This window comes from Streptomyces sp. NPDC043908 (assembly GCF_056435525.1).
In genome coordinates this window covers 21,522-34,433 of record NZ_JBWKEI010000015.1, presented here as the reverse complement: position 1 = coordinate 34,433, position 12,912 = coordinate 21,522, and the positions used below count along the sequence as shown (strand labels likewise).

Annotated in this window: 13 protein-coding genes; all 13 read left to right on the top strand. The window is 68.5% G+C overall.

What is annotated here, in order from left to right; translation table 11 throughout:
* The first annotated feature begins 345 nt into the window (after nt 1-345).
* Complete coding sequence (locus AC069K_RS28490; protein ID WP_478621159.1) at nt 346-1,512, top strand: fatty acid desaturase; 1,167 nt, start codon at nt 346-348, stop codon at nt 1,510-1,512.
* 103 nt (nt 1,513-1,615) lie between these two features.
* A complete protein-coding gene (locus tag AC069K_RS28485; protein WP_365113269.1) occupies nt 1,616-2,617 on the top strand; it encodes a proline dehydrogenase family protein in 1,002 nt (333 codons plus the stop codon).
* Between the two features lie 38 nt (nt 2,618-2,655).
* On the top strand, nt 2,656-3,903 hold the full coding sequence (locus AC069K_RS28480) for an ATP-grasp domain-containing protein (protein WP_478621157.1): 1,248 nt from the start codon (nt 2,656-2,658) through the stop codon (nt 3,901-3,903).
* Nucleotides 3,903-5,129 (top strand): MFS transporter, encoded by a 1,227-nt coding sequence (locus tag AC069K_RS28475; protein ID WP_365113274.1) that lies wholly within the window; start codon nt 3,903-3,905, stop codon nt 5,127-5,129. Before AC069K_RS28480 ends, AC069K_RS28475 begins: the two co-directional genes overlap by 1 nt.
* Nucleotides 5,130-5,144: 15 nt before the next feature.
* On the top strand, nt 5,145-6,269 hold the full coding sequence (locus tag AC069K_RS28470) for an aminotransferase class V-fold PLP-dependent enzyme (protein ID WP_478621154.1): 1,125 nt from the start codon (nt 5,145-5,147) through the stop codon (nt 6,267-6,269).
* A 70-nt stretch (nt 6,270-6,339) separates the two neighbouring features.
* On the top strand, nt 6,340-6,648 hold the full coding sequence (locus AC069K_RS28465; protein ID WP_478621152.1) for an acyl carrier protein: 309 nt from the start codon (nt 6,340-6,342) through the stop codon (nt 6,646-6,648).
* Nucleotides 6,645-6,902, top strand: coding sequence for a hypothetical protein (locus AC069K_RS28460; RefSeq protein ID WP_358831017.1), 258 nt, complete (start codon nt 6,645-6,647; stop codon nt 6,900-6,902). The genes AC069K_RS28465 and AC069K_RS28460 overlap by 4 nt, the downstream gene beginning before the upstream one ends.
* Nucleotides 6,899-8,104: a beta-ketoacyl-[acyl-carrier-protein] synthase family protein gene (locus tag AC069K_RS28455; protein WP_365113282.1), complete on the top strand. Its 1,206-nt coding sequence runs from the start codon at nt 6,899-6,901 to the stop codon at nt 8,102-8,104. The genes AC069K_RS28460 and AC069K_RS28455 overlap by 4 nt, the downstream gene beginning before the upstream one ends.
* A complete protein-coding gene (locus AC069K_RS28450) occupies nt 8,101-8,931 on the top strand; it encodes a ketosynthase (protein ID WP_478621149.1) in 831 nt (276 codons plus the stop codon). Before AC069K_RS28455 ends, AC069K_RS28450 begins: the two co-directional genes overlap by 4 nt.
* Complete coding sequence (locus tag AC069K_RS28445) at nt 8,928-10,523, top strand: amino acid adenylation domain-containing protein (protein WP_478621147.1); 1,596 nt, start codon at nt 8,928-8,930, stop codon at nt 10,521-10,523. The genes AC069K_RS28450 and AC069K_RS28445 overlap by 4 nt, the downstream gene beginning before the upstream one ends.
* A gap of 2 nt (nt 10,524-10,525) precedes the next feature.
* On the top strand, nt 10,526-11,707 hold the full coding sequence (locus tag AC069K_RS28440) for an acyl-CoA dehydrogenase family protein (RefSeq protein WP_478621145.1): 1,182 nt from the start codon (nt 10,526-10,528) through the stop codon (nt 11,705-11,707).
* A gap of 57 nt (nt 11,708-11,764) precedes the next feature.
* Nucleotides 11,765-12,208 carry an acyl-CoA thioesterase gene (locus tag AC069K_RS28435; RefSeq protein WP_365113291.1) on the top strand — a complete coding sequence of 148 codons (444 nt, stop codon included), beginning with the start codon at nt 11,765-11,767 and terminating at the stop codon, nt 12,206-12,208.
* On the top strand, nt 12,205-12,909 hold the full coding sequence (fabG, locus tag AC069K_RS28430; RefSeq protein ID WP_365113293.1) for a 3-oxoacyl-ACP reductase FabG: 705 nt from the start codon (nt 12,205-12,207) through the stop codon (nt 12,907-12,909). Before AC069K_RS28435 ends, fabG begins: the two co-directional genes overlap by 4 nt.
* Nucleotides 12,910-12,912 lie beyond the last annotated feature (3 nt).

The following is a 12,912-nucleotide window of genomic DNA, read 5'->3' as shown; positions in this document are numbered from 1 at the left end:
ACACCCTTCATGAGCATTATGTCCCTCTGGATTGCACACTATTTCGGCCAGGACTGATCGGCGAGATGTCACCGGTCGGCCGGAACCCCCTTGATCCCGATGGCGAGATCATGTTTCACTCCGTGGGTCGAAACGACTCCAACGGGGGAGCGAATTTCAACATGTGCCTGCATATGTCTTCGGTCTACACTCATCGCTGTAGCCGGTTCCCTCTTTCGACGCTTATGGCGTTTTCTGCGTGATCTGACAGGCCTGTTCTGGCCAGTGTCCTCATGCCTTGAATGTGCTGTGGCGCTTCGTGCTGCGCCGAGGTGGATATTCCATTCTCTACGGAAGGGATTTACCTTGCCTGCTCAGCGAGTAATCAATGAGGGGAACGAGAAGGGAGAGGTCGGCAAGGAGGCGATCGGCAAAGAAGAAGCCGACGATCTGAGTCTCGACTTCAGCAAGCTCGATCGCGGAGTTCGCAGGCGTCTGAAAGAACTCTGTGTACTGGACAACTATCATGCCCCGCTGGCATTAGCCTTCGACTATCTGCTGGTGGCGGCGTCGGTCTACCTGTGCGTGGGGATCTCGTACTGGTTCTATCCGATCTCCATCATCCTGATCGGATCGACTCAGCGTGCGTTCGTAAACCTCCTGCACGAGTCCTCTCACAAGGTTCTGACCAAGAACGGTCGTCTCAACGTCACGTTGGGGACGTTCTTCTCCGGTTACACAGTGCTCCACCTGTACAACCCTTACCGGAACTCTCACATCGGGTTCCATCACCGTTACCTGGGTGACCCCGAAAAAGATCCCGACTACGAGTTCCACGTGGGTGTCGGCATCTACGACCACCAGGTCTCCGACAAGAAGTTCTTCATCAAAAACATCGCTCTCGCGGTGTGCGGCATGAGGACCCTCGAATACGTCTCCTACGTCATTCAGGACCGTATTCTCTTCAACCCCAAGAACGTCGCGGTCTCCATGCCGGTCCGCCTTTCCACCGAGCGCATCGTGCTGCTCCTGCAGTGGGCGGGAATCATCGGCCTCTGCGCCTGGCAGGGCTGGCTGCTCGAACTGGCACTGCTCTGGTTCGTCCCGCTTTTCACCACGGCGATCGCCATCGGCTGGCTGTCGGAGCTCGCCGAGCACTACCCGCTGCCGGAGAGCGAGAACAAGCAGATCCTCATGACCCGCAACCGTCACGGCTGGGCCATCGAGCGTTTCCTGCTGGGTCGGCACCACGACAACTACCACCTGGTACACCACCTCAACACGGGCGTGCCCTTCTGGAACATGAAGCGGGCCCACCAAGTCCTCCTCGAGGACCACGCCTACGCCCGCTGGGACGGTCTGTGGGCGGGCGTCCTGACCCGCACCAAGGGCCGCGAGAACCAGGAGACCCTGCTCAGCTACGCCTCCAAGTACCGCGCCTGGCGCCGAGACGGGGGCGACCCGGCCGCCATCGACGGCAACGGAACCTTCGCCGAAGCGGCAGCCCTTGCCCGGAGCGTCACCGCCGCCTGAGCTGACCGAGGTGCCTCAGGTACCGGAGGTGCCCGAGTGCCTGCCTGTGCTGCCCGCGGCGCCCGAGGAAACCCGTCTGTCGCTTTACACGAGAGGACACGCAATGAACCACGTCGTGGACGCCCAGGCCGCAGCCGCCCTGGACCCGTCCCTGCTCCGTCTGGCCACCAGAGGCCTCAAGCAGCTCGCCGCTGACACCCGCTGCCGTTCCGCCTTCGTCGATGACCCGCTCTTGGCCTCCCTGCTCGCCCCGGCCGCCCGCCGCTACATCGTCGCGGCCGACCGGGCGGAGCTGTTCGAACGCCTCCCCCTCCTGGAGGCCAAGGGGTACACGACCGGCGTGGAGTTCGTGGGCGAGGAGGCGCGCGACGCCGGTGAGGTCCGCGAGGTGATGACCGAGTACGCCGCGCTGATCGACGACCACCTCAGCGCCGGCCTCGACCACCCCACCCAGCTGGGCTTCGACCTCTCCAACGTGGGTTCGCTCATCTCCCCCCAGACCGCCGCCGACAACACCGCCGTCCTGCTGCGGGACGCCGCCCCGCAGGGCATCGGCATCATCATCAGCATGGAGCGCTCGTCCCTCGTGGACGACATCCTCACCGTGTTCAAGGGGCTGGCCGAGGACCACGAGAACGTCTCCCTGACGATGCAGGCCCACCTGCACCGCACCGAGGCCGATCTCGCCACCGTCCTGCCCATGGGACGCAAGATCCGCCTGGTGAAGGGCGTCTACAACGAGGCGCCGGACGTCGCCCTGCCCCGCGGTCCCGAACTGAACGACCGCTACGCCCTGCTCCTGGAGCGCATCGTGGCGCACGGCAATCCCGTGGCCGTCGCCACCCACGACGCGGCACTCCTCGAACTCCTCGACCAGCGCGGGCTGTTGGAGCGCGTCACGGAGATCGAGATGCTGCACGGCTGCCGGCCGCCGCTGCTCAAGTCGTACCGGGAGCGTGGCATACCCTGCCGGATCGCCACGGTCTACGGACAGAACTGGTGGCTGCACTTCCTGCACCGCCTCGCCGAATACCCGCCCGCGGTCATGACCGCCCTGGCCGATCTGTACGAGCCGGAGCGGGTCCGCTTCGGAACCGAATACTGACCCGCGCCCATCGCATCATCGCGAAAGAAGGTAGTTCCTTGTCGTCAACTCCGCCCGTAGCGGCCATCGTCGACGGTTACTCGACCGGCAACTTCCTGCCCGCGGCCTTCACCAGGCTTGGGGCCCAGGTAGTCCACGTCCGCAGCACCCCGGAGTGGATGACTTCCATGCTGCTGCCCGACATGAACTCCTACGTCGGCGATCTGGTGTTCCACGACGAGGACCAGATCGTCAAGGAGCTCGGCCCGTACAACGTCAGCGCCGTGCTCGCCGGACAGGAGCCCGGGGTGCCCCTGTCGGACCGGCTCAGTGAACTGATCGGCACGGCCAGCAATGGCTCCCGGCTGTCCACCGCCCGTCGCGACAAGTACCAGATGATCGAAGTGCTGCGCGAGGCCGGCCTGCGCTGCGCCGATCAGTTGAAGAGCTCCGACCCCCAGACCCTGGTCAACTGGGCCGAGGAGCGTGGCCAGTACCCCGTGGTGATCAAGCCGCTCAGTTCCGCCTCCACTGACGGGGTCTACATCTGCGGCTCGGCGGAGGAGGTGCGCACGGCCGCCGAGGAGGTCCTCGCCTCGCGCGACATCTTCGACCTGCCCAACCGGGAAGTACTCATCCAGTCCTACCTGGACGGCGAGGAGTACATCGTCGACACGGTCAGCCATGACGGCCACCGCTTCGTCTGCGGTGTGTGGAAGTACGAGAAGACCCTCACCCATGGCAAGAACGTCTACGACAAGGACGTCCTGATGCCGGCCGACGCCTCTCCGGTGCCCGAGCTCATCGCGTACGTCGACGAGGTCCTCAAGGCCATGAACATCCGGTTCGGGCCCACGCACACCGAGGTCAAGATGACCTCTGACGGCCCGGCCCTGGTAGAGATCGGCGCCCGCCTCAACGGCAACATGCAGCCCGATTTCCACCAGATCTGCCTGGGCCACAACCAGGCCGATCTGATCGCACTGTCCTACCTGCGGCCCGAGGAGTTCCTCCGTCGCTACGGCGACGGTGTCTACACGCGACGCCAGCCCGCGGTGGTCTACAACGCCCCCAGCGTGCAGGAAGGCGAGGTGCGCGCAATCGACGAGGACGTCGTACGCGAGATCGCGGCCCTGCCCACCGTGTTCCTCCCGAGTGTGAAGGTGAAGCCGGGCGGCCGGCTCCGCCGCACGGTAGACCTCCTCACCAGCCCCCTGCGCATCTTCATGACCGGGGAGACCGAGGAGGCCATCCTCACGGACTACCGGAAGATCCAGGAACTGAAGGACAAGGTGTACCTGATCTGATGCTGCGCACTACTCTGCGCGCCGTTCGCGGGCTGGCTCCCGAATTGCGCACGCTGTTCATCACCACGCTGCTCTTCCGGTCCGGCACCATGGCGTTCCCTTTCCTGGCGGCCTACCTGGTGGAGCGGAATGACTACTCCGCGGGGCAGGTGGGCTCGATCGTCGGGGCCTACGGCCTCGGCGCCCTCGCCGCCGACCTGGCGGCTGGGCCCGTCCTGCACTTCGTGTCGGCACGCACGGTGATGATCAGCGGCCTGGTCGGCAACGCGGCGTTGGTGGCGGTCCTGCCGCTCACCCACAGCGCCGTGATGCTGATCATCGGCAGCCTCGTCTGGGGATTCTTCTACGAGGCGTTCACGCCTGCGGCGTACGCGGAGACCGTGCGTCACTCCCGGGAGGAGGACCGCAAGGTCGCCTTCTCCTGCAACCGCCTGGCCATCAACGTGGGCATGGGGATCGGACCGGCGCTGGGCGGACTCGTGTTCGCCTGGCGCCCGGTGGGACTGTTCCTCATCAACGCCTGCGTCGTCCTGGGCACTGCGGTCTACCTCATCATCAGGACCTCCGGAGGGACGGTCGCCGAGGAGGGGAAGACGGCGCGCGGCCGCTTGACGGCGCCCACGCTGAAGGGCGAGACACGCTTCTGGTCGATCTTCCTGCTGGCGCTGCCCATCCACCTCGCGTACGCGCTGCCGCCCACTTTCCTCAGCGCGTACGTGATCCACGAACGGGGTCTGCCCAGCTACTGGGCAGGCGCGATCTTCTTCGTCAACGCGGTGGCCATCGTGCTGTTCGAGGTGCCGCTGAACACGGCGATGCGCCACGTGAGCCACTTCGTCTCGCTGCTGGCCGGCTACGTGCTGGCGGCCTCGGGCTTCGTGCTGATGGGCCTGTCGACGTCGGGACCCGCGCTCGTCGGGGCGACGCTGCTCTGGACCGCCGCCGAAATGATCGTCTTCCCGGCGCTGCTCCACTACGTCAGCGAGGTGTCGGACCCTTCCGTCACCGGCCGCAACATGGGGCTGTATTCGGCGGGCGTCAACGTGGGCCTGATCGCCATGCCCCAGCTGAGCCTGATGCTCACCGACGACGGGGGCTCGGCCGCAAGCCCGTGGTATCTGGTCGGCGCCGCCCTCGGTGTCGCGCTGGTACTGATCGTCGTCGTCCGCCGCAGTTCGTACCTCTGGCTGACCGAGCCCGAGGCGAAAACCGCCCAGGTCTCCTGATCGAAGGGTGCACGCATGCCTGTCCACTTCAACAACGCGGGCGCCGGCCTCATGCCCGCGGCTGTCACCCAGGCCGTCACCGACTACCTCGCGGAGGAGGCCGACGGCGGCTCCTACGAGGCCGAACAGCGTCACGCGGACACCCTCGAACGCGAGGTGTACGAAACGCTCGGGCGGGTGATCGACGCACCGAGCGACGACATCGCCCTCTTCGACAGCGCCACGCGTGCCTGGTCCTCGGTGGTCTCGCACATCCCCTTCGCGGCCGGTGACCGCGTCTGGGTGACCCCCTACGAGTACGCGGGGAACCTCATCCTCTGGACGGAACTGCGCCGACGCCTGGACTTGCGCGTCGAGGTCGTGCCGGTTCTGCCCGACGGTGACCTGGACCTGGACTGGATGAGCACACACATCGGGGACGACGTGGCCTTCGTCTCCGTACCGCACGTGCCGTCCGGCTGCGGGATCGTGACACCGGTGGAGGAGATCGGAAAGATCCTCGCCCCCTGGCGGTGCTACTACGGCGTCGACGGCTGCCAGGCCGTCGGCCAATTGCCGGTCTCTGCCGCATCGATCGGCTGCGACCTGCTGACCGGTGCCGGGCGCAAGTTCCTTCGGGGGCCGCGCGGCACGGGATTCGCCGCCATCAGCCCCCGGCTGCGTGAGGCTGTCGCGCTGCCCTTCTACGACCTGCACATCGCGGACATGACCGGCGGCGACGACTACGAAGTGCACAGCACCGGCGCCCGGAGGCTGGAGTACGCCGAACGTTCGAACTCCAGCGTCATGGGCCTCCAAGCGGCGGCCCGCCACCATCTGGCCCGTACTGATGACGGCCCCGGCATGGTGCGCGAGGCGGTGCGCGAGGCGATTGCCCAGCTGCCGGGGACCCGGCTGATCGACCCGGGCAGTCGGCACGCCTCGATCGTCACCTTCGTGCACGACCGGATGCCCGCCCGGGATGTCCAAGGCGCCCTTCACACCGCCGGGGTCAACGTGTGGACCGCCCAGGGCAGCCACACACCCCTGTACATGAACGCGGTCGGCGTGGAGGCAGCTGTGCGCGTCTCACCGCATTACTACAACTCAATGGCCGAGGTGGAGACGTTCGCCCGAGTCCTGCGAGACGTGCTGCGCTGACCGCGCGAGTACCCGGCTGTCTCCGCCGTGGAGACATCACGACAGACCGTTGAACTGAGGAGACACAGCCATGCCTGCGGAGTTTCGGGAGTCAGAGGAACGGCAGCGAGTTCTCGAGTTCGTCATTCATGTCATCGAGGATGTCGTGGGCATGGAACTCGGCGATGAAATCGACATCAACACGTCCCTCGGACCGGACGGGGTCGGACTGGAGTCCATCGGCGCCCTGGAAGTGGCCGTCCAACTCGAAAGGGAGTACGACATCGATTTCCCGGACGAACTGCTGAAGTTGATGCTCACCGCAACGCTCGGGGAGTTCGTCGACGAGGTGGTCCAGAAGCGCTCCGTCGCCACCGCGGAGAGCAGGGGCGCCCGATGATCACGACGCAGGACATACGGAAGATCCTCGTGGACAGCCGCACGCTGGCCGGGGTGGAAGTCGTCGCGGACGACACCGAAATCATGGTGGACTCCTTCTCCCTCGCCTGGCTCAGCCACAGCCTGAAGACCGAGTTCGGCATCGAACTCGACCTGCGGGAAGCCCGCGCGGAGACGTTCTCCAGCATCAGCCGGATCACGGCCCACGTGAACGCGCTGACCGCGAAGGCCGCCGGTCCCGGGGAGCCGCGATGAGCGCGTCGCAACGCGTCGTCGTCACAGGCTTCGGGGTCTTCACCGCATTCGGCTTCGGTGAACAGGCGCTGCTCGATGGCCCGTTCGCGGGCCGCCATGCCTTCCGCGACGTCAAGCGGTTCGACACCACGCCGTTTCGGTGTGCCTCCGCGGCCGTGTATGAGGGGGACGGCCCGCAGATCCCCGGGGTCGACTTCACCGAGGACGCCCCACCGCGCCAGCACGACGTACTCCTGGCCTGCTCCAGGGCCGCTATCGGGATGGCGGGCATCGCCCCGTCGCGGATCTCCGGCGCCCTCGTCGGCAGCCAGGGCGACTACCGCCCGATCTCACGATACTGGCGCTCCGTGGAGGACGCCGCCGAGACGCCCGAGGCGTCCTTCCTCCCGGACAGTGTGCCGGGCCAGCTCGCCCACGGCCTCGCCGGCGCGCTGGGCCTGGGCCCTTTGCGCCTGACCTTCACCAACGCCTGCGTCGCCTCCGCCGACACCATCGTCCACGCGAGCCGTCTCATCAGCCGGGGGCGGGCCGAAGCGCTGCTGTGCGGTGGCGCCTATCTGGTGGAGCGGGAGCTCTTCGCGAAGTTCGACTCGGCGCGCGCGTTCGCCAAGGACGGCCATATACGTCCCTTCTCCCACGACCGTACGGGTCTGCTGCTCGGCGACGGAGTGGCGTGCCTGGTGCTGGAGTCCGAGGCGAGCGCCCTCGCCCGGGGAGCCGAGGTGCTGGCCCGCGTCGCGGGGTGGGGCATCGCCTCCGACGCCTACCACGCGAGCCGGCCGCACCCGGAGGGCCGTGGCACCGCCCAGGCCATGGAGTCCGCACTGCGGATCGCCGGCCTCGGCCCGGACGCGGTGGACTACGTCAACGTGCACGGCACGGGCACCCCTTCCAACGACACCTCCGAAACCGCCGCACTGCGCCGGGTGTTCGGCGAGCGCGCCGCTCACGTGCCCGTGAGCTCCACCAAATCGACGACGGGGCACACGCTCGAAGGGGCCGGAGCCGTCGAATCCGTGATCACGCTGCTGGCACTGAGACATCAACTGATACCTCCCACAGCGAACTTCTCGCTGCCCGACCCCGAATGCGACCTGGACTACGTAACCGAAGGGGCCCGCCGATCGAGCATCGGGCGCGCCCTGACGACGAACTCCGCCTTCGGCGGGGTCAACACAGCACTGCTGTGGGAGCGAGCATGACCGACACGCAAACCGAACGCCTTCTGGTGTCCGAGGCACTCGTCGTGCCGTCGGGCATCCAGGCGGGCCATCTCGTCATCGAGCCGTCCGAGACGCGCCGCGTGCCCGGGTTCGTCGAGTCCGCCTTCAGCCCGCTGATCAAGGCCGCGGTCGACCGCTGCCTGGCAGACGTCGTGGACGGCGCCACATTGGGCGAGCAGGGGGCACGGACGGGTCTGGTTCTGGCGACGCTCTTCGGCGACACCGTCACCTCCGACCTCGGCAGCCGATTGCTGGAATCCGGGCAGACCGCCAACCCCCTGCTGTTCTACCAGTCGGTGCCCACGACGATCCTCGGAGTCATCGCCCGCGACTACGCCATCACGGGACCGACGACCTGCGTCGCGCTCCGCGGCGACGTGCGCTCCGAGGCCCTGGACCTGGTGGACACGATCCTCGACGACGGCATGGACCAGGTTCTGCTGATCGGCGTCGAACTGGTGACGGCCGAGGGACGCCCCCTGGCCGCCCACGCCCGGCTGGCACGGGACGGCGAGCCGCTGGCCGCGCCGTCCCGCACCGACGCGGCCGTGGCGTTCCTCTTTCGACGCGTGGAGGCAGCCCCCCAAGCCGCCGCGGCTGCTGCCCCGGCCCCCGCAGCCACCGAGGCCGTCGTCCCTGCCGCCCCTGCGGACTTCTCGGCCTTCGGGAGCCTCGCCGGCCTCGTCCAGCTCTACGCCACGCTGCGTGCCGCCCGCGCGCAGGACACCGCGGACGCCGTGACCCTCGACATCGACTCCGCGCTCGGCGCGCGGCAGTTGCGCGTGCTGCTGGGGACGGCCCGATGACCGGCCTGACGGGGCCGGCCCCCGAACGCGCGCAGCGGCGCCTGGACGACCTGCTCACCCGCGCCGCGCTGACCCACCCCGAGCGTCTTGCCCTGGTGGACGGTGACCGCGCGTGGACGTACGCGGAACTCGACGCCGCGGCAGGCACCATGGCCGCCGAACTCGCCGCTCACGGGGTCGAGCCCGGCGACCGGATCGGCGTCTTCATCCCCAAGTCGCTCGAGGCGGTGCTCGCGATCCACGCGGCCCTGCGCGCCGGGGCGGTCGTGGCACCGCTCGACCCCCGCACCCCGACGGCCCGGACCCGCCGTATGGTGCGCCAGGCCGGGCTGACGGCGCTGCTCACCACCGCCTCTTCCCGGGCCGGCGCGGTCGAGGCCGTGTCCGGCGCAGCAGACGCGCACACCGAGGCCCTCGCGCACGGCCTAGGACTGCTGCGCGTAGCGGACGGCGTACCGGCCGGGCCGCTGCCGGAGGCCGCTCGCGCGGGCGGGTACGTCCTGTTCACCTCAGGCAGCACGGGCACGCCCAAGGGCGTGCTGCTGTCGCACGCGAACGTCACGCACTTCGCCGAATGGGCCGCGGCGGAGTTGGGGCTGCGGCCCACGGACCGGATCGGATCACAGGCCGCCCTGACCTTCGACCTGAGCACGTTCGACCTCTTCTCCGCCGCAGCCGTCGGCGCCTGTACGGTCCTGATGCCCGAGCGGATCAAGGCGTTCCCCGCTGACGTGGTCGACTGGCTCCACGCCCAGCGGATCAGCGTGCTGTACGCGGTGCCCTCGCTCTACGTCGGTCTGCTGGAACGCGGCGGCATCGCCAAGACGTCCCTGGACGCACTGCGCGTCCTGCTGTACGCGGGGGAGCCCTTCCCTCCCGCGGCTTTGGAGAGCTATCTGCGGATCGCCGGCGACCGGCCGGTCTACAACCTGTACGGCCCGACCGAGACGAACGTCTGCACCTACCTCCGCGTCCCCCGGTCCTGGACGGCCGCGCAGCAGGCAGCGGTCGGACGCGCGGTCCCCGGTGACACCGTGGAGGTGTTCGACGAACACGGCCGGCCCACCTCCGGCCAGGGAGAGATCCACGTCGCCGGCGCCACCGTCTTCCTCGGATACCTGCAGGACGGCGCCCTCGTCGATCCCACCCGCCGGGTCCGCTTCCGTGACGGCGTGGTGCGCCGCGCCTATCCCACGGGAGACCTCGGCCGGCGTACCGCCGACGGCGAGTTCGTGCTGCTGGGCCGCAAGGACTCCCAGATCAAGCGGCACGGGTACCGCATCGACCCGGGCGAGATCGAGAGCCTGCTGCTCGACGCGCCCGGAGTGGGGGCGGTGGCGGTCGTCGCCAAGAGCGGTGCGTACGAAGGCGAGCTCTGGGCGTACGTGGAAGGCACGCTCCCCGAGCGGGAGGTCCTCGCACTGCTGCGCACCCAGCTGCCCCTCTACATGGTGCCGGACCGGGTGGTCGCCGTCCCGGCCCTCCCGCTCAACGACCGCGGAAAGACCGACCGTCCGGCGCTCGCGGCACGGCCCGCGGCCGACCTCCCGCAACCGATGGCGAACTTCCCCCCACTCAAGGAGACAGGGTGACGATGCCCGACGATTTCGACGAACTCCTGGACCGCGCGCACGAGGTGGGCCGCAAGATCGCGGCCCTCGCCGCCGACGTGGACAACCGCCAGGGCGATCTGCGGGAACCCTACCGGCTGCTCGCCGACGCCGGCTTCCTGAGCCTGCTCGTCCCGCGCAGAGCGGGCGGAGCGGGGCTCGGGTTCGCCGACTACTGGCGGGTGCTGTCCGTCATCGGGTTCCACAACGGCGCGGCGGCGCTCGGCCTGAACATGCACAACGCCGTCATCGGACCGCTGTGTGAAACCGCGGACACCCCCTTGCCGCCGATGGCGGAGGAGTTCCGCGCCTGGCTCTTCGCCGAGGTGGTGGAGGGGGGCAAGATGTTCGCGTCGGCGGCGTCCGAACCGGCCAGCGGTGCCAAACTGCGCGGGCTGCGCACGCGCTACGGGCGCCAGGCCGACGGTGCGGGTTTCGTGATCACGGGCCGGAAGTCCTTCGTCTCGCTGGCCGGCATCGCCGACTACTACGCGGTCCCCGCCCGGCCGGAGGACTCCGACGATCCCGGACGCGTCTCCCACCTGCTGGTGAGCCGGGACGACCCGGGCGTCACCTTCGGGGAGATCCACAACCTCACGGCCATGTACGGGACCAGCACGGCGGACATGGCCCTGGACGCGGTCACGGTGCCGGCGTCCCGGCTGGTCCTCGGGATCGAGGGGCTGTCCCTGACGAAGGTGATCCGCGAACCGCACTGGATGGTCGCCGGTTACACCGGCGCCTACCTCGGGATCGCCGAGGCCGTGTGCCAGGCTGTCGTGGACCACGTCACGGCCTCACCGAGCAGGGCGCGGTCCGCCACCGTCCAGCGCAACCTGGGGCTGCTCGCCGCCCGTCTGCATGCCACCCGCGCCCTGGTGGAGCGAGCGGGCGAGGCTGTCGATCGCGAACGCGGCGGCACCACCGCCAACACGCTCGTGCACGCCGCCAAGTACGCGGTAGCCGACCTCGGCCACGAGGCCGCGGGGATCGCCCTCTCGGTCTGCGGTTCGGCGGCCGTCAGCCGCTCCCGGCCCATCGAACGGCTCCTGCGGGAGCTGCAGTACGGATCGGTGATGCCGGCCAAGCCGGAGGAATGCCTGGAATACCTGGGCAAAGCCACGCTGGGGGTGGATCTCCGTGACGAGGAGGCGTTCTCGTGGTGAGGCGGCCGCCCGGCCGTGTCCCCGCTGACCCGTACACGAACGAAGGCACAAGAGATCATGAATAAGGACGACCAGGTGTTCGCGCACCCCATCCAGCCGAGATTCTTTGAAATCGACCGCCAAGGCGTCATGTTCAACATGTGGTACCTCGCGCACGTCGACGAGGCCGTGGACGGCTTCTTCCTCGCGCGGGGCCTGCCGTACTCCACCTGGTCCGAGATGGGTGTCGACGTGCACGTCGCCCACGTGGAGATCGACTGGCGGGCGGGCATCGGGTACGGGGACCAGCCCGAGGTCCTGGTCAGCACCGCGCGGATCGGGAAGAAGAGCTTCACCCTCGACTTCGCCTTCCGAAAGGAGGGCGCGGCCACCGCGACCGGTCACATCGTCTACGTCACCGTGGCCGGCGACGGCTCGGGCAGCACGCCGGTGCCTCAGCGCCTGGTGGATGCCTTGGGCGCAGTCGCACCGCTGAACACCCCCGCCGGGGAGGGAGCGTGACACGCTCGGTACTGGTGACGGGCGGCAACCGGGGGATCGGCAGGGCCATCGCCCTGGAGCTGGCCGCCGCCGGTGACACGGTGGCCGTGACCCAACGGTCGGGGCAGGCACCGGACGGACTGTTCGGCGTGCGGTGCGACGTGACGAGCGGCGAGGACGTGGACGCCGCCTTCGCCGCGGTGGAGGCGCGGCAGGGACCCGTCGAGGTGCTGGTGTCCAACGCGGGCATCACCCAGGACAAACTCCTGGCGATGATGAGCGAGGAAGAGTTCGAGGCGGTCCTCGACACCAACCTGACCGGCGCCTACCGCGTCGCCAAACGCGCGGCTCGCGGCATGATGAGAGCCCGCACGGGCCGGCTCGTCTTCGTCTCGTCCGTCGTCGCATTCCAGGGGCAGAGCGGCCAGTCCAACTACGCCGCGTCGAAGGCGGGCCTGGTCGGCTTCGCCCGGTCGCTCGCCCGTGAGCTCGCCCCGTGGAACATCACCGCCAACGTCGTCGCTCCCGGTTTCGTCGACACGGACATGACGGCGGGACTCAGCGACAAGGTCAAGGACGCGGCCAAGGAACGCATACCGCTCGGGCGTACGGCCGCGCCCGAAGAGATCGCGAAGGCCGTGCGGTTCCTGGCAGGGCCGGACGCGGCGTACGTCACCGGAGCAGTCCTCCCGGTGGACGGCGGCCTGGCCATGGGGTGGTGAGGG